Genomic DNA, 25,674 nt, shown 5'->3' on the forward strand with positions numbered 1-25,674 from the left:
ACGATGGGATATCTGGCTGAGTTAAGCAACTTGTGGAATCGGAGGGTGTTCGGTATAAACCGATGGGATATCCCAGGCTTCCGCAATACAGCCATTGACCATTCGCCACACTACAACAGCATCCAGCTCGATGGGTTGCCCGTTCAACATCATCCGATCTTTGACATGGGTGACGATCAGCTCATCGCCCACTGCCGTAACGGAGATGGGTTCAACCTGAAAGGTTCCTGCTGTCAGCGTTTCCAATACCTCAAAGAAGGCTTGCAGGCCCGCTAACCCCACATAGTCCCCCTCAATATCGGGGAGGTGGGGATTGAAAAAATGCCAAACAAAACCAGGGGCAAACAGCGTTGGGTCTGCAGCCAGGTTACTCGGATCTAGTCGTCTAAATATAGAGATATTGGGGTGCTCCCGCCTCATATTCCATCTCCCAGCTGAATTTTGATCAAGGATTGAACGCTGATGTTGCAGCACTTCAGAAATGATGGTGCAACATGCAACGCACTCTAAGATCCTAGTATTTCTAACTCGGCTTTATCAAGCTGGCAATACTATTAGAAATAGTCCCTGTAAAAACTAATAGCTTTTCTATTTTTATCTGCCATCCCCCATAAATTAATTTGATCTATGGCCTAAGGATATCAATAGGTTAACGCAACAGAATATGGCTAGATAGGATGGCTGATTTTTCCCTAAAGTATTTCTGTGTAAGGGTTTTAGTGAAGATTTGGCTTTGGGGCATAAGTTTGGATTATCTAGCTAAAGTCCTCTTTAAATATAGAGTTACGAGAGCTGATCTGACCTCATAAACTGTAGAAGAACTATCGAAGTATATTAGTTAAAAATTCTGCGGAATTTTTTAAAACTTAACTGAACTTTGTTCGTTTTTTGAGGTCATTCTTAATTGAAATCGCACCGTCAACATTCACAAGATATCTGCTCTCTATTCCGCTCTCATTGGCATCACTGATCTGCCCTGAACATAGAAACGATACCAATGGTGCCAGATGTGACTCTTACTGTCGATACCCTTGATAAACACATGCCTAACCGTATCCCTTGGCTGGCCGTTAAAGCCAGTATTCATTTATCGCTGATTTTGTTCTTTTTGTACTTGCTGAGTTTGAGCATGATGCGCAGGCGACTCAAGCCTGCTGTAGAGAGACCGTCTATTCAACCGGTGACTGAGACAGTCTCAAAGTGTGGCCAGGATAAAAGACGTATTATCGCCTTTTGACGTTCTCTAAATCTCATGCCCCTGGAGGGACATCAAATTATAGAGAGCCTGTAGCCGGGTTTTCGCGTTCAGTTTAACGAGGATATTGTTGATATGAAATTTAACCGTACTATCGCTGATAAAGAGCTGCTCAGCGATATCGCGATCACGAAAGCCCTGGACTAATAACGCCAGAACGTCTCTTTCACGGGCAGAAAGCTGCTGTTCGTCTTGATCTAGTCCCCAGGTTTCCCCTTGCATGACAGATACCACCGCTTCCCCTAATTGCTCAGCAGTGATGGAAAGCTGGAGGTTTGCCTTGGCGCTTTTGGGTGTTATGGCTGAGCTATGGCTGACCCAAAGCGCATAGTGACTGGTTTCGAGCAGGTCCACTTGATCCGTTAGAAGCGGGATTTTTGGATCGCTGCTGACGCAAACCTGTAATCCAGCTCCAGAGGCCAGGTGCATCAGTCCCGTTTGCACTAAGGGAGACGCACACTGGATGCGCACACGAGTCTCTTGAACGGCTACAGGAAAGGTTAAGGCCACTTGAATGGCCTTGATATTAGGTTCTGAACTGATTTTGAAGATGCCATTAAAACATGACGCCATCAAAGATAAACGACCAAAGGTGGTTCGCTCCCAGGCGCTCCGTTCGGGGGAGACGGGGGCGGCAGCAATGGCTTCTAAGGTTACTGCATCTTCGCCGTAGGTCAGGCGGCAGTAGCTGCAATCGAGATCCTTAAGGGTTTCAGCAGTCCGCAAAAAGAGATGGGTTTTGGACACGTCTAGACATCGTTCTGTCCCCAACACCAATACGGTTGCTTGCCCTAAGATATGGGCCATCGCATCCGATAAAGACAGATTGGCCAAGATCCGTTGGGTGTCCATGCCTGGGGGCACCTGCCGTTCTGACTGGTGCAGAGACGCCATTTCTAAAGCTACGGTCAGGGTGGTACAGAGACTGGATAAAATCTTCAGAAACTCTGGACGGATAGCGTCATGACTAAATACCGCCAAGACACCAATCACCTTATCTCCATGGGCTAAGGGGTACCCTGCAAAGCCGTTGATATTGTTGGCGATGGCCCAATCTGGATTCCTTACCCAGGATTCCTTGGCCAAATTATTGCTCAGGAGAGAAACCCGATTTTGAGCAATTTTGCCAATCTTAAATTCCCCCATGGGAATGCGGCTGAATGTGCCGTCAGTGCGGGTATAGAGTCCAGAAGAAGCCACTAGTTTCAGCATCGTCTGATCCGGCTCCACCAGCCAGATGCGGGCAAAGGCACAGTTAAACTGTTCCACGAAGCCATCTGTGGCGAGACGGGCAATGGTCTCAGGGTCCAATGAGGTGGAAAATCCTAGCGCAACCTTATTGGCTTGCTCTAGGTCCCAGACCAATGTTGCATTTTCAAGCATTTAGAAAAATGTCTAATCCAAATTGTGTGAGTACAGGAAGCAACAGATATCAATTCGGGGGGAACGGTTGGTTCAATCATGGGGAAAGTCGGGGAACAGGGCGTCTATGTCCTATGCCAGAACTGCAGGTGATGAGGGGATAGAAGGAAAAGGAGGACGCCTCTAAACCGGCCTATTTCAATGGAGACCGCTTCCCGATGATTTCTCTGATCAGGCTGTAGAATCCTTATCAACCCTGCATCAGCAAGAAACCGTTGCATTTTTCCGATCTTCTGAATCAATGGTGTGACCAGTTGATTCAGCCTCCTCTATACCCGGACCAGAACATGAACTTGGGGCAACCGTAACGGTTTGAAGCCGTTTGCACAATACCTTTTCGATCTTAGAACATCTGTCCTTGAATATCTATCGCATCCGTATTGGAGCGTGCGATCGCAACCCATAGACCACATTCAATCAGATCCGAACTAACCTATTGTGGAGTACACCCTATGCAACCCTTACCGCGCACCGTTAGCCTAATGTTTATGGCTAGCTTGATGGGGCTGACCCCCATCTCTGCCAGCCTCGCAGCGGAAAGCCCCAGCCCTCAAACCAGCCTGCCCCCACTGATCGACCGCGAGCTGTTTTTCTCCGATCCAGAGATTTCCGGTGCCCAACTGTCCCCGGATGGTCAATTTCTGGCCTTCCAAAAACCTCTAAAGGGGGTGATTAATGTCTGGGTTAAAGGCATTAATGAACCGATGTCCGCTGCTCGTCCCGTCACGGCCGACGCTACAAGCCCGATTATGATCTATTTCTGGAGTGCGGACGGTCGCTATATTCTCTACGGTCAGGATAAAGGGGGCAATGAAAATTTCCGGCTCTATGCCGTTGACCCCAAAACCGTCGGTGGCCAGACTCAAGCTCGTGACCTTACCCCGTTTGAAGGGATAACAGCTCAGGTCTATGCCGTGCCGAAACGGACCCCCAATGAAGTGATTATTGGCCTCAATGACCGTAATCCACAGGTCCATGATGTCTATCGTCTCAATCTCACCACGGGAGAGCGGACCCTCCTGATCCAAAACGATCAGAATATTGCGGGCTGGGTCACGGACTTAGATGGAACAGTTCGCCTGGCGGCCCGCCAAACCCTTGAGAAAGGCAATGAACTGCTCAAGGTTGAAAACGGCAAGCTCACCCCCCTGTATTCCTGCAAGGTTGAGGAGACCTGTGCCCCGATTCGCTTTCACCCAGACGGTCAGCGGGTTTATCTGCGCACCAACCGAGACGTGAATTTTACCCGGCTGGAACTGCTCAATGTGGACACTCAGCAGAGCCAACCCGTTGAATCCGATCCTGAAAATCAGGTGGACTTTGGAGGTGCATTATTTTCCCAGGCCACGGATGAATTGGTTGCCACCTATTACGTGGGCGATCGCCGTCGCGTCTATCCCAAAACCGATCAGCTCACTGCGGATTTGAAGTTTTTGCGCCAGCAGCTTCCTAAGCTGGAGCTGTCCATTGGGTCGGTCACTCGGGATGATCGATTGGCATTGATTAATGCCCAAAGTGATGTAAATCCTGGAGCCACCTACCTATTTGATCGCCAGGCTCAAACTCTGAAAAAGCTCTATGATGTGCGCCCAGAGCTACCCAGTCAACACTTGGCCCCTCGCCAACCGATTCGCTACCGAGGTCGCGATGGCCAAGAAATTCCAGCCTATCTGACCTTACCCAAAGGCGTTGAGCCCAAGAATCTCCCAGTGATTGTGTTTCCCCACGGTGGCCCTTGGGCGCGGGATTACTGGGGCTATGACGGTGCCGCCCAGTTCTTGGCCAATCGAGGCTATGCCATTTTGCAGCCCAACTTTCGCGGGTCGACGGGCTATGGAAAGGCGTTTCTCAATGCGGGAAATGAGCAATGGGGAACCGGCATTATGCAGCATGATGTGACGGATGGCGTCCAGTATCTCATTGACCAGGGTATTGCGGATCCTAAGCGGGTCGGCATTACCGGGATTTCCTATGGTGGCTATGCGACCTTGGCTGGGTTGGCCTTTACTCCTGAACTGTATGCAGCGGGGGCTTCGGTGGTGGGTCCCTCCAATATTATGACCCTGCTCAATTCTATTCCCCCCTACTGGGTACCGATGAAATCCATGTTTGCCCTCCGGGTCGGCGACCCAAAGGATCCAGCCGATCAGGACCGTTTGAAAGCTCAGTCGCCGCTATTCTCGGCCCAGAATATTCAAGCGCCGTTGCTGGTGATTCAAGGTGCCAATGACCCTCGGGTGAAACAGGCCGAGTCAGATCAGATCGTAGCGGCCTTAAGAGACCTCGGTCGCCCCGTGGACTATCTGATTGCCCCAGATGAAGGTCATGGCTTTCGGAAAGAGATCAATCTGTTAACCATGACTGCCTCTCTGGAACGCTTTTTTGCCCAGCATCTCGGCGGCCGCTATCAAAAGGAGTTGTCCCCTGAGCTGCAAACCAACATTGAAGCTCTGACGGTGGATATCAAGACGGTGCAGTAGGAGCCATCCATATTAGGGGTGAGACCGATTCAGTGTATTGCCCCGCAGTTTTTTGAATGTAGGTTATGGAGAAGATGGTTAACCACGCTGATAAAAAGTTGGGGTACAGGGTTGCCCGGTGTTTGGCGATCGCAAGTCTATCTGTAACCGCCATCCCCTGGGGCGAACTATCTGTTGCAGCCACTCCCCAATTGGCTCAGCAGACGGTTTCCCTGGCCCAGCCTTTTCAAGATCTCAAGGTCAACGGCTCGATTTTGATTTACGACCTCAAACGCAACCGCACCTATCAGCACAATCCGGCTCGCAATACCCAGCCGTTTTTACCTGCATCCACCTTTAAGATCCTCAACTCCCTGATTGCCCTAGAAACAGGGGTGATTGCTAATGACCTTGCTATTCTGACCTGGGATGGGGTGGAACGCAGTTTCCCCACTTGGAATCGAGACCTGAATTTGCAAACCGCGTTTAAGGTATCGGCAGTCTGGTTCTACCAGGTATTAGCGCGTCGCATTGGCTTTCAGCGGATGCAGCAATGGGTGACTAAAGTCGGCTACGGCAATCAATCCATTGGCAAGGCCGATGAGATAGATACCTTTTGGCTGACGGGAGATTTACGGATTTCACCGACGGAACAGATTCAGTTCCTCCAGCGGTTGTATCGCAATGAACTCCCTTTTTCAGAATCTGCGATCGCAACGGTGAAACAGATCATGATTGTGGAGCAAACACCTGAGTACACCATCCGAGCGAAGACGGGTTGGGCACTTCAGCCTGGCATTGGTTGGTATGTGGGTTATGTCGAGCAAAATGACAATGTCTATTTCTTTGCCACCAATCTCGATATCGGTGATCAGAAAGATTTACCCGCTCGGGCAGAAGTAACGCGTCGCAGTTTGAAAGCTTTAAATCTGTTGTAGATGAATTGTCATTCGTTTGATCCGATCCATCCTGTGTTGTCATCAGCATTAATCGTGAGAGTTTAAAGCTAGCAATTAGTCTGTATTGTCCACGAGAACGTCAATCGCAAATTCTAAAACTGCAGGCAATACTATTGGAGGGCCTCATAGATGGCTACGATTTTCGAATGCGCGACAGCGAGATCATGCTGCCATTCTGCGTTAGATGGATCGGCTGAAGTCAGGTTCTGACAGATAGAGAGGTATTCATTGAATGCTTGGAGTGCATCATCCAGTCGTCCTTTAGTTTGGTAGATGTCTCCGGTCTTCGAATACGCGACAGCGAGATCACTCTGCCATTCTGCGTTAGACGGATCGGCTGAAGTCAGATTCTGACAGATAGAGAGGTCTTCATTGAATGCTTGGAGTGCATCATCCAGTCGTCCTTTGGTTTGGTAGATGTCTCCGGTCCTCGAATATGCGACACCGAGTTCACGCTGCCATTCTGCGTTAGACGGATCGGCTGAAGTCAGATTCTGACAGATAGAGAGGTATTCATTGAATGCTTGGAGCGCATCATCCAGTCGTCCTTTAGTTTGGTAGATGTCTCCGATCTTCGAATACGCGATGCCGAGTTCACGCTGCCATGCTGCGTTAGACGGATCGGCCGAAGTCAGATTCTGACAGATAGAGAGGTATTCATTGAATGCTTGGAGTGCATCATCTAGTCGTCCTTTAGTTTGGTAGATGTCTCCGGTCCTCGAATATGCGATGCCGAGTTCACGTTGCCATGCTGCGTTAGATGGATCGGCTGAAGTCAGGTTCTGACAGATAGAGAGGTATTCATTGAATGCTTGGAGCGCATCATCCAGTCGTCTTTTGGTTTGGTAGATGTCTCCGATCTTCGAATATGCGACACCGAGTTCACGCTGCCATTCTGCGTTAGACGGATCGGCTGAAGTCAGGTTCTGAAAGATAGAGAGGTATTCATTGAATGCTTGGAGTGCATCATCTAGTCGTCCTTTGGTTTGGTAGATGTCTCCGGTCCTCGCATGCGCGACAGCGAGATCACTTTGCCATGCTGCGTTAGACGGATCGGCTGAAGTCAGGTTCTGACAGATAGAGAGGTCTTCATTGAATGCTTGGAGTGCATCATCCAGTCGTCCTTTGGTTTGGTAAATGTCTCCGGTCCTCGAATATGCGACACCGAGTTCACGCTGCCATGCTGCGTTAGACGGATCGGCTGAAGTCAGATTCTGACAGATAGAGAGGTCTTCATTGAATGCTTGGAGTGCATCATCCAGTCGTCCTTTAGTTTGGTAGATGTCTCCAGTCCTCGAATACGCGATGCCGAGTTCACGTTGCCATGCTGCGTTAGACGGATCGGCTGAAGTCAGGTTCTGACAGATAGAGAGGTATTCATTGAATGCTTGGAGTGCATCATCCAGTCGTCCTTTGGTTTGGTAGATGTCTCCGGTCTTCGAATATGCGACACCGAGTTCACGCTGCCATGCTGCGTTAGACGGATCGGCTGAAGTCAGATTCTGACAGATAAAGAGGTATTCATTGAATGCTTGGAGTGCATCATCCAGTCGTCCTTTGGTTTGGTAGATGTCTCCGGTCCTCGCATGTGCGACAGCGAGATCACTTTGCCATGCTGCGTTAGATGGATCGGCTGAAGTCAGGTTCTGACAGATAGAGAGGTATTCATTGAATGCTTGGAGTGCATCATCCAGTCGTCCTTTAGTTTGGTAGATGTCTCCTAGAAGGCGCTGTGCCCGGGCAATCCCCGATTGATGGGATGCTGCATGAGCAAGATTCACAACTTGAAGCGCTTGATCCTCAAGTTGGGCGGTGTCCCCGCGCAAACTGCGAACTTCAAAAGTAGCTAGTAGTGCTTCCACTCGGGCTTTTCCTTTGAGCCAGCCGGCATTAGCTAGTTCCTCCAGAGCTAGGGAGAGTGCAGTAGTATTCTCAGGCTGCATAGAGCATGTGATTTCCTGAGTTAGCAGTTCGCATTCGGCTGCAGCAGCTATTTGATCGGTTGCAAACAAGTGGTAGAGTGCTTCGATCCGAGCATGAACTTCTGTACGCTCGTTTAAGTAATTCCGAGCATTGGTGGACAACAAAAGCCAGCGAGCGGGATCTGTCTTCCGCAAATAATCCCGCAAGGTAAGGCGAGCAGACTCGTGGACATTCACGGCTTTCTCGCCCCGGGCAGGAAAGGGTTCAATAACAGTGAGTTTGCGCAAAGAATTGAATAAGATGTCTCCCTGATCGGGTGTTGTGTCCAGCACAGCCACAAGGAGGTCGCAATCGCACCAGTGTGGTATGGCAGCAGCGATTAATGCCTTTTTAATTGATAGGCGCCGTGATTCAGAAAGCGGGGAATGGGCTAAATCGACACTAGCAAGAACAAGGGCTGCTGGGTCACCTTTTGCGTTTTGGAGAATACGGAGTCGTTCAGTGAAATCCATTGGCTTTAATCCGAAGGCCCTAACAGTTGGGCAAGTGTTGTACTCTTGCCTTTAGAGTACTGATGGGCTGTGCGAACAAACTCAAGCTGGAGGCCCGGTTCGTAGGTCTGACCGTACTCAAACCATTCTTCAGGTGTAGGTAAGCTGAGCTCTATGGGTGAGATACTTGCTTCATCCCACGGTTCTCCGTGCACCTTCAGTGTATGTTGACCAACTACGATAACACGTAGCCAAGTTTCGCGAATGATCGAAAGGAGTAGACTTTGTTGCATCCAGGCCTCTGCTTCGCCAGCCATCTCAAACGTGTCGAAAATAAGGAGGGTGGGACGCGCAATCTTTTGGAGGGAAGTAAAAATTTGAGAAAGTTGACTAACAACCCTACCAGATGGGGCCTCAATCTTGAGGTTCTGAGCAAAAATCCGCAGTTCCGTGTCTATGTCTGTAGAACCTTTGAAGTCTAGACGTCCGCAAGTTAATCCCGGAATTTTAAATGCATTTCGGAGAAACTGCTTTGTTAAGTGGGTCTTACCTATTTCTGTCGGACCGTAGATTGGAAGTATTCTGAATGGTGCTCTATGCGTAATTAGCTTTGCAAAAGCAAGCTTCGCTTCACGATGATTTGCCACAGGCCAGTCAAGCGTAGGGGTGATATCAGGCCAACCCAGATCTTTAGAGTTTGTCGAAAGATAGTACTCCTTCTTACGCCCTTCATTAATCGCAAGGCGACTGAGAATAAGTACAGCTGTTTCTTCAGGTGTCTTATCATCCAGATCAACAAAACCTGCAAGACCAAACAATCCTGTAGGTTCGCAGTTGCCAAAGCGTAAGAGCATAACTTCTTCATTTTTACGCTGCATGAGAACACTATAAATAGCATTCCACTCAAGGCCGCACCACTTTTTCTCGTTGTAGTTATTGCATAGGATAGCAACGACCAGATCGGCTTCCTTCTCATAAAGCGAGGGAAGATAAAAGGCAAGATCGCTACGGGCAAATTCTCCCTCGTGAAATTTATCGTAAAGAAGTTGTTCTTTGCTGAAGCGATCTGCAAGAAAGTTTGCTATTCGGGCAACAAAATCTCTGTTTTCTCCTGCAAATGAAAATGCGATGCGAAAACGTTTTTGCATTTTAACTGAACTCTAATTGGTGTCGGTGCATAACGATGGCGTCCCAGTTTTTAGAATAATGCAGCATTTTGACTTGCCTTTTCCACTTCGAATAAGTTTAACTCGGTTGAGGTAGGTTAAGTAACTGTATCTGTCAGCCAAAAACGGCATGGAGTTGTAGTTGTAGTTCTCACCTTAATAGCTGTGGTTTCTGGAGATGCAATTAATTCACCTACTCATCAAATATTGTTATACATTCACATACGCAGATAAAGACTTGCAAGAGAATCGAGATATTCCTTTGGGAGAAAATCAGGGATTGCCCGAGATTAATTTTTGGAAATGGATCAATAATTCTGGAGTGTACGCAACAGCTATTACTTGGAAAAGTGAAATCGTCTCTGAATCAGTTTGCGGTAGACAGCAAATAACAGCAGTGAACTCATAATCAATAGGTGAACCTGAAAGGCAGCATTGGCAATATTCCAGACGGGAATCGAGGGTAGAACCAATAGCACGCTGAGGAGACTGGCAAAAAACATCGCGCCTGTCTCGGTATCTGGATATTTCCAGGTTTTAATTAAGGTGGGAAAAGAGGCAAAAATATCGCCGATGATGGCACAGAGGATGGCTAGTTGCGGAGATGCGATCGCAGCCCATAAAATCACCGCCAGTAACGAGAACGCCCCACAGCTCAAGTCAAAGACTCCCATTTTCCAGTAGCTGCGTTTATTGACAAATGAGGCGAAAAAAATTAGGAGTGGCAATAAACCCGCAATAAAAACGCGCAAAGTAGGCCAACCAGCTGCCCCTGCTGAGAGTGCAGCTGCGGTACTAATCAAGGGGGATAAGGCCCACATAGACCAAGACACCCGGTTTGGCTTGGTCTTACCCGCCAGGGTATCGCGAATATAGGCGAAGGCCCCAGCTGCACTAATCAGTACACTGAGGATAACTAACCAATGGATCAGCGATATACCTAGCATGTAGTCCTATTACCTCTAGCAATCAAGTCTGTTTATCGCCGTCTGTGATCATGCTGATTCCCAATGGCATCTTGTGAGCATTAGGGTTTGGTTTGCCCAGATTTTGGGTTTTGAAACTGAGTCAAAAAGTTTACGAACCTGGCATCGTAAAAAACGTTATGCAACCGCCTACAGGATCAGTTACCACAAATTCTTTCGGTCCCCAGGGTTTTTGTGCCAATTTTTCTTGGACAATGCTGTCGTCTTTGGCTTCATATTCAGCAAACAGTTGGTCAATCTCGTTGACCTGAATACGGATGCTGGTGGGACTGCCCAAATTTTGGTAGCTGTTTTTGCACAGATAGATCACGGCCATATCTCGCTGGACAATCGCCAACCTGAGCGGATCTCCTTCTCGGTGGATAACCTTGAATCCGAGTTTTTGTTCGTAAAATGCGATCGCAGGTTCCAGATCTTCCCCAGCGGGGACAAGGGGATGGATAGGACCTAAAGTTGGGGACGCACTCATCAGGAATGACCTCACTGGAATCTAGGACAATGGGGATCAAAGCAGATTAAGTATTATTGCCTAGCTCTTGCAATTCGCCGCATCGATCTCCTAAACATGATAGAACGGGGGACATGCTAAGTCTTAACGCCCTTCTCGACTTTTCCCGATGCAACTGCGTTGGCATTTGTGCATCCCTAGTCCCCATCAATATCCTGTCTACTGCCTTAACGGTTTATAAAGTCAGTCGAGATCATTCCCCTCGATCCATCCGCGCCAGTATCGGTTTCTCTAGCCTAGCGGCAGTTCTGCTAGCGCTCCACGATCTGTCCTGGCTGATCATCGGCGTGATTATGGCTCCTACCTATATTCTGTTCACCATTGCCGTGGTGTGTTTGAGCTTCAATGCTTGGGCGGGTTTCCATCCTCGCAGCATGAGACAAACCGTCTTGGCTATCGTGAGCTATTGTTGGCAGGGCCTGATGATGTTGAGGCCCTCTAAAGCAGACCCTCTACTGAACCTCGATCCCATCCCCCTCAATAGCACTGTAGATATCCGGCGATACCAACCCCAACCAGGGATCAGAACTCGGCGTTAGAAATAAGTCGGCATACACCTTCTCATTCAGCTGATATATCGTTCCGGTTTGGTTGCGTTCTACAAACCACTGGTGGATGCGCGAATGGAGAAGGTACTCGTTGCGGACCGTATCAATGGCCATAGCCTGTTCAAAGCTTTTGACGGTTTTGGCCAGCGTTTCAGGAGCATGGTAAGCGCGATGCTTACTTCGCATCAAGGACTTGCTATTCTCATCTAGCCTCGCTCTATCTGCCTGAAATTCAGCTAATTTCCCCCAGGTCTGAGGCTGGGTGGCTTCGTTGAGTTGATCGCGGTTTTGGTTGGCCAAAGTCGATAGACTCATGGACGAAGACACCAAGGGGATCTCCACCAGGGATTTGGTAACCGCAATGGGTGCAGCATCTACTGCATTGGGCTTCGTGGCATCAGGTAGTGCCTGCAGTACAGGAACATCCTTGATCCCTGCCGTTTGTAAGTCTTGAGTCCAATTCGTTTGAATGGCTTCTAGTCTTTGCTGATGATAGGTTTGCAGGGCTTGTTGGTATTCGCCTTCTTGTAGGCTAGCCGTTTGCTTCCAGAGTGCCTCGGCTCGCTGTAAATGCTGGAGAAAAGCTTGAGGGCCATAAAGTCCAGGCAATGCCTCAAAGGGACGGCCCTTAGCATCCAGAATATAGTGGATACTGTTGCCCGTGACGGTGCGCTTGAGCTGGCGACCATCGCCAAAATCAATAGTCATAACGGGGGCAGGACGCACGGACTCCCAGTGCAAAACATACCGTTCGCGTAAATATTGAGACACCTCGGCATTGGGATAGAGGGCGACTCGGAAGAATCGACTATTGGCACAGCTCAGCTCTTCATCTAAGTTGCCCAATAACCGTAAAGACAAAATGGGCTTATTGCTGGCTTGGGCTTCTGCTTGCGCCTTCGCTAAATCCGTATGCCAATACAGCTGAGAGGCGTGACAATCTCGCTGCTTACAGAGTGCATCCAGTTGAGTCCTTAGGTGTGGATCAGGCAGCGCGGTGGACTGTAGTGCCTGGGCATGGTCCTTTAAAAAACGTTCCAGTCCAGCAGGACCTTGGGCTCTCAGTTGGGTGATGCCCGGATTAGCCGTTTGCTGCACGGCCGATCCATTGGCGATAGCAGACTCAGCTGCAACCGATTGTGCCCCTAGCACAATGCCAATCCCAACCCATAGCCACTGAACTTTTAGACGCATACAGGAGACTCCAAAGCCCGACTCTCAGCACCATCTTGGCACGTCTCTGGGCCAACGTCATGGTTGGGATCACATCCAGGGGCAAGATGGGCTGATATAACGGTTGCCTGAGCGAAGTCCCTAAGCGGCTTCAAAAAACATCAAATGTTGCTGGGGCAATAGGTTTTTGGTTTCTTTCCAGACCAATCCGACTTTGAGCATCTCTTTGCGGACCTGCTTTTGGGTCATCTTGTGTAAGGGTTTAATCATCACCAGCGGGTTCTCAGCCCGATACTCGGCTAAAACAACTCTGCCACCGGGCTTGAGAGCTTTAACGATGCCCGTCATCATTTCGTTGGGAAACTCAAACTCGTGGTAAGCATCCACCATCAACACCAAGTCCACACTTTGCTCAGGTAAGTTAGGGCTCTGTTCATTGCCTAAAATTGCGTCTAAATTATCAACCTGGCGTTCTTCTTTGAAATAATTGAGGATTTCCACCATCTCAGGCTGAATATCGACCGCTAAAACCTTTCCTTCAGGTAGGAAGGGCGTCATCCGAAAGCTCATATACCCCGTCCCCGCTCCAATATCAGCGACGACGTCCGTCGGGCTTAAGTTGAGGGCTTCCACCAATCGCCGAGGTTGCTCACTGCTAGCCCGTCCCGAGCGCTCTAGCCATCCTGCCCCCTGATGTCCCATAACCTGGGCGATTTCTCTGCCCATGTAGACTTTGCCGATCCCATCTAGGCTATATCCTGATTTCTCTTGGTAAAGGGCGGAATCTGTAAAGCCTACCCCTGCTAGGGCTTCCGCATTGATGCCAATCGGACTCCATAGGACAGTACCGAGAACCCATAGCCCTGCTAATACCGTTGCGAGACGAGAGATTCGAGATCGCCATGCAAAGGGTGAGAGAACGTTAGAAAAAACGTTAGGTTTCGCTGCCATGAGGTCTCCAAAATATCCGGTGCTGATACTGCTATAGCCTAACGTGGCAATGTTGAACCTGTCTGTGAACTCGATGGCGATTCAATTTTTTCGACAGGAGTAAATCTTGAGTCTCAAATATTTTAATTTCTAGACAGAAAGAACGGGGTATATTTATTCGCTAATTTCTCTGTATGACGGGCCATTTGGGCGAATCGGTCTTTATAATTAATGGGTATTAACAGGTGAGCTTTATAACTAACCATTGAAGGACTGCTTGATCTCTAGTCTGGGTGTTATCCCGCTATTTTGTAGTCAGTAACAGCTAAAGACTACGATGCTTAATCTAGCAGTGAACGATTGGTTGTACTCTGCATTATTTTCCCTTGTGTGATTGCTGTAAATCGGAAAAGTTTGGTGTCATCACTGAGCTGAGGTTTGTCTTTGCTATCTCTGCAGGCTGAACTTTTGGGGGCTTGTCTAATTTGCAGCGATTTCGAAAGCTAACACTTTGGTTGTATCAACGGATAGCACTGATCCTGGTGCTGCTGCTTTGTATGGGTACGGGGGTTGCCCTCTCGGGCACCTTTGAGTTATCGGCAGATTTAGTGGATGCCCAAGCACTTCAACATGCGCGGGTTTCTGTGAATACGGTTAAGGAAGCTTGGCTCCTTTATAGCCAGTCTGTGGTGGGGCGCCTGGATGATGTAGATAATGTGACGGCAAGTCCTGAATACCATCAAATGGCAGGTGGTGTTCCAGTGCCTGCGACTTTCACAATTGAGTTGGGAGAACGGGTCAGCCAATCGGAAAGTGGTCTATCTTTTCGCTTGTTTAGTAACTACCCCTTTCCCAATCGCCAAGGGTCAGGGGGACCCCAAAATATATTTGAACAGAAGGCGCTGAAGTATTTACAGCGAAACCCGACTGGCTTCTACTACCAAAAAGCGAAAGAGAAGGATCACCTTTTGTTTCGCTATGCCGAAGCCGTCCAAATGGAACCGAGCTGTGTCAAGTGTCATAACACTTGGCCAGGGAGTCCTAAAACCGATTGGCAGGTGGGCGATGTACGAGGAGTTCTAGAAATCACTCAGCCCATTGATGCCTTTGTGGCTCAGGCGCAAGAGGGGTTAAAGAGTATCTGGACCACATTGATTGTGATTGGCTGTCTGGCGGTCACCAGCCTGATCCTAGTGATTAGCTACTTACAGAATAGTAATCAAATTTTGCAGGCTAAGGTTGAGGCAAAGACCGCTGCCCTAAATCGACTGGCCCATCTGGATGGCTTGACTGAACTGGCTAATCGGCGGTGTTTTGATCAGGTATTGGAGCAAGAATGGCGACGTATGCAGCGCCAACAGAAGCCTTTGGCTTTGATTATGTGTGATGCTGATTATTTCAAACGCTTTAATGATGCCTATGGTCATCAAGCAGGGGATCACTGTCTCCAAAAGATTGCTTGTGTCATCAACGCCAACGTCAGGCGGACGGGAGATTTAGCGACTCGTTATGGGGGCGAAGAGTTTGCAGTGATCATGCCCAATACCGATCATAAGCAGGCCTGTCTGGTGGCGGAAAAAATCCAGCGGGCGATGCTTGATTTGCGAATTGAGCATTTGCAGTCTGAGGTGGCCGATCATGTCACTTTGAGTATTGGGATTGCGAGCACTGTGCCCCAACCTATTTATCACCCCACTCACTTGGTGGCGGTTGCGGATGCAGCTCTGTATGAGGCCAAGGTCAATGGCCGCAATCAAATTATTGTTAAACTTCCTGAGATAGTGGCAAGTCGGCGGACTTAGCTTCTGAGGCTCACCTTGAACTGCTTTTCTAGGGCGTTACGCACCTTTTGGTGGATGGGGTTGACCTCTTCGTCCGTGAGGGTGCGATCGCACGCCTGATACAGCAATCGAAACGCCAAACTCCGCTGCCCTTCCGGCACATGTTCCCCTTGGTATTCATCAAACAGCTCAATGGCCGTCAGCAGGGATTGCTTACGACCGCCTGCTGCCTTGCGAATCACTTTTTCGATTTCGGCAACAGTTACCTCCGTAGGAATAAAGAAAGCCAAATCGCGATCAGCAGCTGGATAGGTGGAATAGGTAGAAAATAACGTTGCCTTCGTCTGCAAGCGGGCGAGCTGTTCTAGCAGTAAGTCTAAATTCAGCTCAAAGACATAGACCGTCGGCAAGTCTCGCTCCTGCTGCACTTGAGGATGGATCTGGCCGAAATAGCCAAGCTTCGCTCCCTGAGAAATCAGGGCCGCCGTGCATCCCGGATGGAGCCGCTGATCAGGACAATCGGATTGAAACGTCACTGACAATCCCAACTGGCTTAGGACTCGCTCCAATAATCCCTTGGCTTCGAACCAGGTCATGGCATAGTCTTGATTGGCGGTGCGCATCCATTTGCCTTGGGCGGGGTCGCCCCCCAGAATGCCTGCAATGGCCCGAGCCTCTTTTAGTTTCTCGCCCTCTTTCCAGAACACTTGGCCGATTTCAAAGCCATTGAGCGCTCCATTCCCCTGTTCCCAGTTGCGTTGACAGGCATTCAGCAAGCTGGTCAGCATTTCCGTGCGCAGAGCAGAGAACTCCACCAATAAGGGATTCACCACGACCACTTGGTCATCCCCCCCAGGTTTGACCCAGGAATAGTGGATTAGCTCAGTTAACCCCACTGCCCGGAAGGCTTCTCTGAGTTTACGGGCCAAAGCATCCTGACTGGATAGGGTGCCTAACTCGGTCTTAGCAGGTAAAGTCTCACAGAAATTGTCATAGCCATACAGTCGAGCAATTTCCTCTACCAAGTCGATTTCGCGTTCAATATCGCTATGGCGATGGGGCGGCACCTTGACAGTCCAGGTCTCAGGCCGATTGGTGGGGGTCGTGTCAAAACTGAGAGATTTTAAAATCGGCAGGATATCTTTGGCGGTTAAGTCTGTTGGCTCACCTTTCTTACCTTTGACTTTACCCAACACATGATTCACTCGATCCAAACGCAGCTCAATCGACCGTTCCAAAGACTTGCGATGGTCGGCTCGCTGTTGAGCAACCACCTTGGCCCCTGTCAAATCCACCAACAGCTGCAAGGCATGCAGGCAAGCAGTTTCTAATTGAGATTCATTGACCCCACGCTCGTAGCGGGCCGAGGCTTCACTGCGGAGGCTTTGACTACGGGCTGAGCGTCGAATGGTCAGAGAGTTGAATAGCGCAGCTTCCAGGACTAAGCGAGTACTCGTGTCTTTAACTTCAGTCTCCTCACCTCCCATTACGCCCCCTAAGGCCACTGGCTGATCATTAGCGGTAATCACCAGGGTTTGTTCCTGCAGCTTGCGCTTTTGGCTATCCAGGGTTGTGAGGGTTTCACCAGATTTGGCGAGACGTACGCCTAAGGTCAGGGGCTTTTTCTTTGCTAAAGTCTCCAAGGAATCAGCATCAAAGGCATGGAGGGGCTGTCCCCATTCCAGCAGGATGTAGTTGGTAATATCCACCACATTATTAATGGGGCGAGTGCCAGCGGCGATTAGTCGCTGCTGCAGCCAGCCTGGAGAAGGGGCGATGGTGACATTTTCTAGTACCGTGGCGATATAGGCAGGGCAGGCTTCTGCGTCAGACAAGTCCACTTTGACGTCCTTGCCGGAGGGAATCTCCAATTTGGGGGTAGCAGGAAGTTTTAGCTTTGCCCCTGTCAGTGCCGTGACTTCACGAGCCACTCCGACCATGCTGAGAGCATCGGCACGGTTCGCGGTGGAGGTCAGATCTAAGATGACGTCATCTAATCCTAAGAGGGGGCGGACATCATTTCCAACTGCTACCCCATCCGTTTCAAAGCTATGGATGCCATCAATCTCGCTTTCTAAGCCCAGCTCGGTAAGGGAGCAAATCATTCCGGCAGAAGGTACACCTCGGAGTTTAGCTTTTTTGATTTTTAAGTCCGGTGTGGGTAAGTAGGTGCCTAAGGTAGCGACAGGTACATATAGTCCGGCTTTGACGTTGGGGGCACCACAGACAATTTGAGATGGCTCTGCTTCACCAATATCAACGGTACAAACGCGTAGTTTATCGGCATTGGGATGGGACTCACAGGTCAGCACTTTCCCCACCACAACGCCATCCGCCCAAGTGCGCAAATCTTCAATATCCTCAACCTCAAACCCAGCCAGAGTCAGTTGTTCTGCCAAATCTTCGGGTGACAGATCGATATCGACTAGATTTTTAAGCCAATTGAGAGAGATACGCATAAATTTGGTGCTAGTTGAATTAAGAGTGAGATAGTTCGAATCAAGGTCCAGCCTAGTGTACGGGCTGAGATGATCAACTACAGAGCAAAAAAAGAAGCTGATTGAAATCTACATCGCAGGGATTCCATCAGCATGACGTTTGTCACAGTCTCTATTGTGCGGTAATCGAATCACAGAGTGCAAACATTCTTGTTTTTCAATGAAATGGTTATTTGCCATAACCATCAAATGATGGCTATGGAGCCTGTGTTATGCCAGATGTTCTGAAGCCACTTGAATGGACTAGTCTTTAGCTAGAATAAGAAAATTATCATTAGCCCAATCTTCAGGGTAAAGAGGTAATGGGCAAAGATGCCCAAAAAGATCAAAGATTTGAAGCGGCTGTTGCAAAAGGCAGGGTTTGTATTGCTGCCCAAGCGGGGTAAAGGAAGTCACTCTTACTGGATTCATGAACTCTTGCCTAAGCCAGTTGTTTTGTCTGGCAAGGATGGTGGAGATGCAAAGCCCTACCAAGAGAAGCGAGTAGATGAAGCATTAAAGACGGTAGAACGGTTACAAGGTGAAGAAGATAAATGAAAGACGGTAGAACGGTTACAAGGTGAAGAAGATAAATGAAATACAGCATTCTTATTCAGTGGTCTGATTCTGATCAGTCTTATATTGCAAGCTTGCCAGAGTGGGGAAGATTCGCATCAACCCACGGTGACACCTATGAAGAAGCTTTGGAAAATGCCAGAGAAGTTTTAGAGGATCTCATCTACGCCTATGGGCAAATGGGGAGGCCCTTACCTTTACCAAAAGTTCTACAGGTTGCGTAATCTTTAGATTGGGTATTTTAGTGTTCAAAGTACTTGTAACTAATCAAAACTAAACTATCCCAGACTTGGGACTAACGGCTGAACAAGTGCTGAAGGCAGGGCGTTGACATTGCTTTAACTCAGACACCCTCATAAATATGAGATCGAATGGTTGTTATTGGACGAGCCACATAATCCGTTTTATTTCAATACAATTCCACAGAAAGTTGTAGTGTCTAATTTCGTAGGAAAGTGTCCATATTGTTCTCATCGAATTAAGGCTTGGACAGATACCCCACACGGCTCAGAGTATAACTGTCCTCGATGTTCCAGGACCTTCGATGTCTTGCTGACAGACTTCAACAATCATTCTCCACACGAAATTAGTGAGCACTTCCCTTGCTTAGTGTTCAAGATGGGGGAACTTACAGCTTTTACGGTGAGAAAAGAACAGAGATTTTGTGAAGTGTGTGGAACTTTCTATAGGCAAGACGAGAATGTGTGTCCCAATCTACTTGAGGAGATTGTGTATTGGTACCACCACCCCGAAGTGATTTCCAACAAGACAGACGAACTAGACCCAGATTTAGTACAGGGAGAAATCAAAGTGTATCTTGCCGCTAATTTTAAAGACAGAGTTGTACGTAGAATCATTAACGGAAACTTGAAAAAGAAGAAAGAGTAGAGCGCCTTGTCAGGAAACAGTTAACGTCAGAGCCGTTTCAAGTTCTTGAGAGCAAATCTGAAGCGGGTATTATTTCTCAAATGCTCTTTGTATCTAAAGAATCTTAGTTTTCCTGAATAAGCTCTGGTGAGCTGGGAAAGGCCCCATATTTATTTAGGTGCAAAAAGCAGAATTAATAGGTGCAAAAATCAGCGATAGATGCTGATTCAACTCATCATATTAAAGTCCCATTTCTGCAAGAGCTAGTACCGATGCGGGAAGCCTGAGGTTATGTCAGCTAACAACGATATGTTTGAGCAATCCCATCGCCAGGCCGGAGATCTTATCGCGGAGCGATACCGCCTCCTTTCTGTACTCGGTAAAGGAGGGGCTGGCATTACCTATGCCGCAGAAGATATTTATACCCAACAGGAGTTTGCCCTCAAAGAACTATCCCTAAAGGGCATGGGGGATTGGAAACAGCTAGAACTGTTTGAACGCGAAGCCAAGGTTTTGTCTCAACTCAATCATCCAGCCATCCCCAACTATATCGACTACTTTCAAACCGATACTGAAGAAGATCGGTGGTTCTATATCGTTCAGGAATTAGCCCCCGGTCAGTCCCTAGCCGACTTGGTGAAAGAAGGATGGCGGGCTAGCCAAGCTGAAGTGCGTCAGTTAGCCTTACAAATTCTGGACATTCTGAAATACTTACATGAGCTAACCCCACCGATTATTCATCGGGATATTAAGCCACAAAATATTATCCGCAGTGAAGAGGGTCAGATTTACCTGGTGGACTTCGGTGCTGTCCAAAATGTCTATCACAACACGATGGTGGGCAGTACAGTGGTGGGGACCTACGGCTATATGGCCCCTGAGCATTTCCGGGGGAAAGCGGTTCCCGCCACCGACTTGTACTCTCTCGGAGCAACGCTGCTGTTTTTGCTCACCCACTGTTCCCCTGCTGACTTGCCGCAAAAGCGACTCAAGATAGATTTTCGTGCTGCGGTGCAGCTCAAGCCAGACTTTGCGGACTGGCTCGATCAACTGCTGGAACCTGCCGTGGAGGATCGGTTGGCCTCGGCCCAAGACGCGATTGACGCGCTTAAAGCACCGCCACGACGGGCGCAGTCTACATCTATTACCCCACCCAAAGCCAAAGCCCTGCAGCGAAAACCGATGGGCAGTAAGGTAAATCTACAACGCACAAGGACCCATCTAAACATTGACATTCCCCCCATTGGCTTACGGGGAGAAACTTTGGGGATTGGCTGTTTTGCTGTGTTTTGGAATGGGTTTATTTTTGTGTGGACTGCGGGTGCGCTTGCGGCTGGCGCTCCTTTTATCTTTCCCTTATTTTCCATTCCGTTTTGGATTGTTGGTCTTGGTATGGCGGGAGCGGCCATCTTTGGGATGGCTGGACGAACGCACCTAGAAATTAATCCGCAAACCTTTGAGTTAGTTTGGCAAGTCAAGTCTTTAGGATTCCGATATCGTCGCAGTGGACGCACAGAAGATATTGAAGGCATTAAGCTCACGGTTGCCTATACCAGTAATGATCGCCCGGTTAAGGGCTGTACCCTATTGGAAGGCGTTAACACCCATCGATTTGGTACCATGCTCAGCCCTAGTGAAAAAGGATGGTTAGTGGATGAAATTGGTGATTTTTTAATGTCACAGCAACACTGAGCTGTTGCTTAGGAACTGCTAACCGACCCAGGCCACTATTCTCTCAATCAAGGTAAGACACAATGGAGATATCTCGTTTAGGACAAGTAACTCCATGCTTGAGCCGATGTCTCACCAAATTGGAGATCTGATTGCTGGAAGGTATCGCGTGCAATCCATCTTGGGACAGGGTGGTACGGGTATAACCTTTGCTGTGAAAAATGTTTACAATTACCAGCATTATGCACTCAAAGCATTGTCTCTTAAAGGAATCCAAGAGTGGAAACAGTTAGAACTGTTTGAGCGAGAAGCTAAAGTTCTATCTCAACTGAATCATCCAGCGATTCCGAACTACATTGACTACTTCCAAATCGATATTGAAGCGGATCGGTGGTTTAATATTGTTCAAGAACTGGCACCAGGCAAATCTCTCGCAGATTGGGTGAAAGATGGATGGAACCCTAGCCAAGAAAAAGTGCGTTGTTTGGCATTTCAAATTCTGGATATCCTGAAATATCTACATGAACTAACACCACCGATTATTCATCGGGACATTAAACCGCAAAACATTATCCGCAGTGACAAAGGTCAGATTTACTTAGTGGACTTTGGTGCTGTGCAAAATGTCTATCAAAGCACGATGATGGGCAGTACGGTGGTGGGCACTTATGGTTACATGGCTCCTGAACATTCTCAAGGGAAAGTTGTGCCTGCCACCGACTTATATTCTCTAGGGGCAACGCTGTTATTTTTGCTCACCCATTGTTCCCCTACCGATTTACCTCAAAAAAGGTTGAAGATTGATTTTCGCTCTACTGTCCAACTTGAACCTCAGTTTGCTGATTGGCTCGACCTGATGCTAGAGCCTGCTATAGAAGATCGCTTAGACTCTGCTCAAGCAGCGATTGACGTTCTTCCAGTTCTACGACGCGTTTCTCCCTTATCAATTGCCCCACCCAAAGCCATCGCTCCTCCTCGGCAACCAATGGGGAGCAGGGTCAAGTTAAAAAGAACAAGAACCCACCTTGTACTTGAAATCCCCCCTGCAGGTTTAAAGTTTGAAACCGTTGGATTGGGCTGTTTTGCCCTATTTTGGAATGGGCTAATTCTTCTTTGGACTTTAGGTGCCGTGGCTGTTGGTGGTTCTTTCATTATTCCCTTATTGTCTATCCCGTTTGGACTTATGGGTATTGTGATGGCCGGAGCTGCACTCTATGGGATGGCAGGATGCGAACGTCTAGAAATTAGTCCCCAAACCTTTGAATTGGTCTGGCAAGTGGCGACATTCAGACTTCGATATCGTCGTAGTGGTCGAACAGCTGACATCGATGGTATTAAGCTGACAACGACCCATACCAGAAATAATCGCCCTGTTAAAGGCTGCACTTTGCTAGAAGGTGCTAACGCACACATATTTGGCATTATGCTCAGTCCTCGTGAAAAAGTATGGCTAGTTGCGGAAATTGGTGACTTTTTAACGTCACGGCAACAATAAATTAGGAAATCATGCAAACAGAGTTAGCATGATTTTGAACGGGCGAAGGTGAAGGTTAGGAGTAAGCCAGAATGATAGGGCACTTCTTTGATGACCTATTTCGTGTTTGAGAACCTACCTCACCAAGCTGGAGATTTAGTTGCAGAACGATATCGCTTAATATCTGTGCTGGGTCAAGGTGGATTTGGAGTAACTTACACAGCTGAAGATATTGATACTCACCAACAATTCGCTATCAAGCAAATGTCTTTAAAGGGCATGACCAATTGGAAGCAATTGGAATTATTTGAGCGAGAGGCACAAGTCTTATCTCAACTGGAACATCCAGCTATTCCCAATTACATTGATTATTTTCAAACCGATACTGAAGGAGATCGTTATTACTATATTGTTCAAGAGCTAGCGTCAGGTAAATCTCTGGCAGAATTAGTTGGTCAAGGCTGGCAAGCCACCCAAGTAGAAGTAAAACAGATAGCCTTGCAGGTTTTGGAAGTTTTGAAGTACCTGCACGCGTTAACACCCCCGATCATTCATCGAGACATTAAACCCCAAAATATCATTCGAAATGATGATGGCCAGATATATCTAGTTGATTTTGGTGCTGTGCAAAATGTCTATCACAGCACGATGATGGGTAGCACAGTGGTGGGTACTTATGGTTACATGGCGCCTGAACATTTCCAAGGGAAGGCTATCCCTGCGACCGACCTTTATTCTCTGGGGGCAACGTTGCTGTTTTTACTCACCCATTGCTCTCCTGCTGATTTACCTCGAAAACGTCTGAAAATTGATTTTGGCTCAGTTGTAAAGCTTGACCCTGCCTTTGCCGATTGGCTTGATCTTATGCTGGAGCCAGTGGTCGAGGATCGTTTCTGCTCAGCTCAGGACGCCATCTCAGTTCTATTACAGCCAACAGTCAGTCGCTCTCTTGCTGGTGATGTAGCACAAACCATTCAGCAGCCACCTGGCAGCAAAATTAATTTGTATAAGACGAAAACTTCGGTGACCATTCATATCCCACCAGTTGGCTTGCCCTGGAAATCTGTTCAACAAAAGTGTTTGAAGCTTTGGTTTGATTTGTTAATGCTAATTATCTTGTTAATGCTACTTGAACATATTATGCCCCCGCTTGTTTTAGGGGGTGTATCCATTATTAGCGGGATGATTTGGGTTGGAATGATGGCTTCTGTGTTGTTTGATATTGTTGGACATACTCATCTCAAGATTGATCCAAAGCATTTTCGTTTGCTCTGGAGGTTAAAGTTCCCAGGTCTTAAGTATGTTCGTGGAGGGCGCACTGCAGATTTGATAAGAGTTAAGTGTATAACGACCTCAAGAAGTAAGGCCAAATACTGCGCTCTTATCACTAAAGGTAATCAATATAATTTTGGAATGCAGCTTAGCTCTAGCGAAAAGAACTGGTTAGTGAAAGAAATAGGTGATTTTTTGATATCTCAACAGAACTGAACGATGGACTGGAGAACGGCTGATTGCTCTAGATTCTCCATCTATGCCAAGGTACAAGACACAGCAGAATTGCGTTTCTAATGTAGCGCTTCATGAGCATGAAGATTTCACATCCGATGGGTGACCTTATCGCTGAAAGGTATCGTGTGCGATCCGTTTTAGGGCAAGGTGGTGCTGGTATCACCTTTGCCGTGGAGGATGTTCATACTCACCAGTCTTATGCCCTTAAAGTCTTGTCTCTCAAAGGGATTCAGGATTGGAAACAGCTAGAACTGTTTGAACGAGAAGCCAAGACGCTATCACAGCTGGATCATCCGGCCATTCCCAATTACATTGATTACTTTCAAGCTGATACCGCAGGCAATCGGTGGTTTTATATTGTTCAAGAATTAGTTCCTGGCCACTCCCTCGCAGAACTTGTGCAGCAAGGATGGCGGGCAAACCAGACTGAAGTGCGTCAATTAGCTTTGCAGATTCTGGACATTCTGAAATATTTACATGAGCTGACCCCACCGATTATTCATCGAGATATTAAGCCGCAAAATATTATCCGTAATGGCGACGGCCAGATTTACTTGGTGGACTTTGGTGCTGTACAAAACGTCTATCACAACACGATGGTGGGCAGTACGGTGGTGGGCACCTATGGCTATATGGCTCCAGAGCATTTTCAAGGAAAGGCAGTGCCTGCGACCGACCTCTATTCTCTGGGGGCAACGCTGCTATTCTTGCTCACTCATTGTTCTCCCGCTGATTTACCTCAAAAACGTCTAAAAATTGACTTTCGCTCCGTCGTTCATCTTGAACCTGCTTTTGCGGATTGGCTGGATCAAATGTTGGAGCCTGCTCTAGAAGATCGGTTTGTTTCGGCCCGGGATGCGATGGATGGGCTTACTGCTCCACCCCGACGAGTGAAGCCACCTGCCAAGCCTCGCTCTCGGACTCCACGTCGGCAACCGAGGGGTAGTAAGGTTACCTTGAAACGGACAGAGACTCAGCTAATTGTTGATATTCCTCCCACTGGTTTGCGAGTACAAACGTTAGGGATGGGTTGCTTTGTGGTGTTTTGGAATGGGGGTGTTTTAGCTGGGACTTTCGCGTGTTTTGCAGTGGGTAATTTTGCCATTCTCCCTTTTTTCATTCCATTTTGGATTATGGGGAGTATTTTAGTTGGTCTGACCCTCTGTGGGATAGCTAGCAGTACCCATCTAGAAATTAATCCTCTAACCTTTGAATTAGTCTGGCAAATCAAGTCTTTAGGGCTTCGATATCGTCGTAGTGGACGCACGTTGGAGATCAAACAAGTAAAACGAACGGATGCCTACAACATTAATGATCGCCCTGTGCAGGGGTGCACTCTCTTGGAAGGTTCTAAAAAACATAAATTTGGGACCATGCTGAGCCCTAGTGAACAAGCATGGCTCATGGAAGAAATTAGTGACTTTTTGAGATTGCGAAACCGCTGACCAATTTGCTTGAAAAGGACTGATTGCGCCAGATCACCAACTTATTATTTGGGG

Annotated in this window: 19 protein-coding genes; 10 read left to right on the forward strand and 9 right to left on the reverse strand. The window is 48.0% G+C overall.

Annotation, left to right across the window (positions count from 1 at the left end; all coding sequences use genetic code 11):
• Positions 1–21: 21 nt before the first annotated feature.
• Entirely contained in the window at positions 22–420 is a 399-nt protein-coding gene (locus tag AM1_RS19470) for a nuclear transport factor 2 family protein (protein ID WP_041660972.1), read from the reverse strand.
• Positions 421–1,243: 823 nt separating this feature from the next.
• The gene (locus AM1_RS19480; protein WP_012164609.1) at positions 1,244–2,638 is read right to left on the reverse strand and encodes a LuxR C-terminal-related transcriptional regulator; all 1,395 of its coding nucleotides are present in this window, start codon (positions 2,636–2,638) and stop codon (positions 1,244–1,246) included.
• 491 nt (positions 2,639–3,129) lie between these two features.
• Here AM1_RS19480 and AM1_RS19485 point away from each other — a divergent pair, with 491 nt between their 5' ends.
• A complete protein-coding gene (locus tag AM1_RS19485; protein WP_012164610.1) occupies positions 3,130–5,157 on the forward strand; it encodes a S9 family peptidase in 2,028 nt (675 codons plus the stop codon).
• Positions 5,158–5,231: 74 nt separating this feature from the next.
• On the forward strand, positions 5,232–6,074 hold the full coding sequence (gene blaOXA, locus AM1_RS19490; RefSeq protein ID WP_148215780.1) for a class D beta-lactamase: 843 nt from the start codon (positions 5,232–5,234) through the stop codon (positions 6,072–6,074).
• A gap of 131 nt (positions 6,075–6,205) precedes the next feature.
• Here blaOXA and AM1_RS19495 read toward each other — a convergent pair whose 3' ends face one another.
• The 4 genes from AM1_RS19495 to AM1_RS19510 all read right to left on the reverse strand — a co-directional run bounded on the left by AM1_RS19495 (position 6,206) and on the right by AM1_RS19510 (position 11,130).
• Positions 6,206–8,530, reverse strand: coding sequence for a tetratricopeptide repeat protein (locus tag AM1_RS19495; protein ID WP_041660023.1), 2,325 nt, complete (start codon positions 8,528–8,530; stop codon positions 6,206–6,208).
• Between the two features lie 5 nt (positions 8,531–8,535).
• Complete coding sequence (locus AM1_RS19500) at positions 8,536–9,657, reverse strand: toll/interleukin-1 receptor domain-containing protein (protein WP_012164613.1); 1,122 nt, start codon at positions 9,655–9,657, stop codon at positions 8,536–8,538.
• Positions 9,658–10,013: 356 nt separating this feature from the next.
• Complete coding sequence (locus AM1_RS19505; RefSeq protein ID WP_012164614.1) at positions 10,014–10,622, reverse strand: hypothetical protein; 609 nt, start codon at positions 10,620–10,622, stop codon at positions 10,014–10,016.
• A gap of 130 nt (positions 10,623–10,752) precedes the next feature.
• Positions 10,753–11,130 (reverse strand): VOC family protein, encoded by a 378-nt coding sequence (locus tag AM1_RS19510; protein ID WP_012164615.1) that lies wholly within the window; start codon positions 11,128–11,130, stop codon positions 10,753–10,755.
• Between the two features lie 113 nt (positions 11,131–11,243).
• On the opposite strand from AM1_RS19510, the gene AM1_RS41115 reads away from it, so the two are divergent.
• Positions 11,244–11,708: a hypothetical protein gene (locus AM1_RS41115; protein ID WP_148215781.1), complete on the forward strand. Its 465-nt coding sequence runs from the start codon at positions 11,244–11,246 to the stop codon at positions 11,706–11,708.
• Here the strand turns inward: AM1_RS41115 and AM1_RS19515 are convergent.
• On the reverse strand, positions 11,622–12,911 hold the full coding sequence (locus AM1_RS19515; RefSeq protein ID WP_012164616.1) for a hypothetical protein: 1,290 nt from the start codon (positions 12,909–12,911) through the stop codon (positions 11,622–11,624). The genes AM1_RS41115 and AM1_RS19515 overlap by 87 nt on opposite strands.
• 120 nt (positions 12,912–13,031) lie before the next feature.
• The gene (locus tag AM1_RS19520) at positions 13,032–13,841 is read right to left on the reverse strand and encodes a class I SAM-dependent methyltransferase (protein WP_012164617.1); all 810 of its coding nucleotides are present in this window, start codon (positions 13,839–13,841) and stop codon (positions 13,032–13,034) included.
• 464 nt (positions 13,842–14,305) lie between these two features.
• Between AM1_RS19520 and AM1_RS19525 the strand changes: the two genes are divergently transcribed.
• On the forward strand, positions 14,306–15,622 hold the full coding sequence (locus AM1_RS19525; protein ID WP_041660024.1) for a diguanylate cyclase domain-containing protein: 1,317 nt from the start codon (positions 14,306–14,308) through the stop codon (positions 15,620–15,622).
• On the opposite strand, the gene pheT is transcribed toward AM1_RS19525, so the two are convergent.
• Entirely contained in the window at positions 15,619–18,060 is a 2,442-nt protein-coding gene (gene pheT / locus AM1_RS19530) for a phenylalanine--tRNA ligase subunit beta (RefSeq protein WP_012164619.1), read from the reverse strand. The genes AM1_RS19525 and pheT overlap by 4 nt on opposite strands.
• Positions 18,061–18,411: 351 nt before the next feature.
• Between pheT and AM1_RS19535 the strand changes: the two genes are divergently transcribed.
• The 6 genes from AM1_RS19535 to AM1_RS19565 all read left to right on the forward strand — a co-directional run bounded on the left by AM1_RS19535 (position 18,412) and on the right by AM1_RS19565 (position 25,620).
• Positions 18,412–18,636, forward strand: coding sequence for a type II toxin-antitoxin system HicA family toxin (locus AM1_RS19535; protein WP_012164620.1), 225 nt, complete (start codon positions 18,412–18,414; stop codon positions 18,634–18,636).
• A gap of 35 nt (positions 18,637–18,671) precedes the next feature.
• Positions 18,672–18,878, forward strand: a complete 207-nt coding sequence (locus AM1_RS19540) for a type II toxin-antitoxin system HicB family antitoxin (protein ID WP_012164621.1) — start codon at positions 18,672–18,674, stop codon at positions 18,876–18,878.
• Between the two features lie 952 nt (positions 18,879–19,830).
• The gene (locus tag AM1_RS19550; protein ID WP_012164623.1) at positions 19,831–21,213 is read left to right on the forward strand and encodes a serine/threonine protein kinase; all 1,383 of its coding nucleotides are present in this window, start codon (positions 19,831–19,833) and stop codon (positions 21,211–21,213) included.
• A 94-nt stretch (positions 21,214–21,307) separates the two neighbouring features.
• Positions 21,308–22,687, forward strand: a complete 1,380-nt coding sequence (locus AM1_RS19555) for a serine/threonine protein kinase (protein WP_041660025.1) — start codon at positions 21,308–21,310, stop codon at positions 22,685–22,687.
• A 90-nt stretch (positions 22,688–22,777) separates the two neighbouring features.
• Positions 22,778–24,154, forward strand: a complete 1,377-nt coding sequence (locus tag AM1_RS19560; protein WP_041660026.1) for a serine/threonine protein kinase — start codon at positions 22,778–22,780, stop codon at positions 24,152–24,154.
• A gap of 116 nt (positions 24,155–24,270) precedes the next feature.
• Positions 24,271–25,620 (forward strand): serine/threonine protein kinase, encoded by a 1,350-nt coding sequence (locus tag AM1_RS19565; RefSeq protein ID WP_238549018.1) that lies wholly within the window; start codon positions 24,271–24,273, stop codon positions 25,618–25,620.
• Positions 25,621–25,674: the final 54 nt, after the last annotated feature.

This window comes from Acaryochloris marina MBIC11017, from assembly GCF_000018105.1.
Classification (GTDB): domain Bacteria; phylum Cyanobacteriota; class Cyanobacteriia; order Thermosynechococcales; family Thermosynechococcaceae; genus Acaryochloris; species Acaryochloris marina.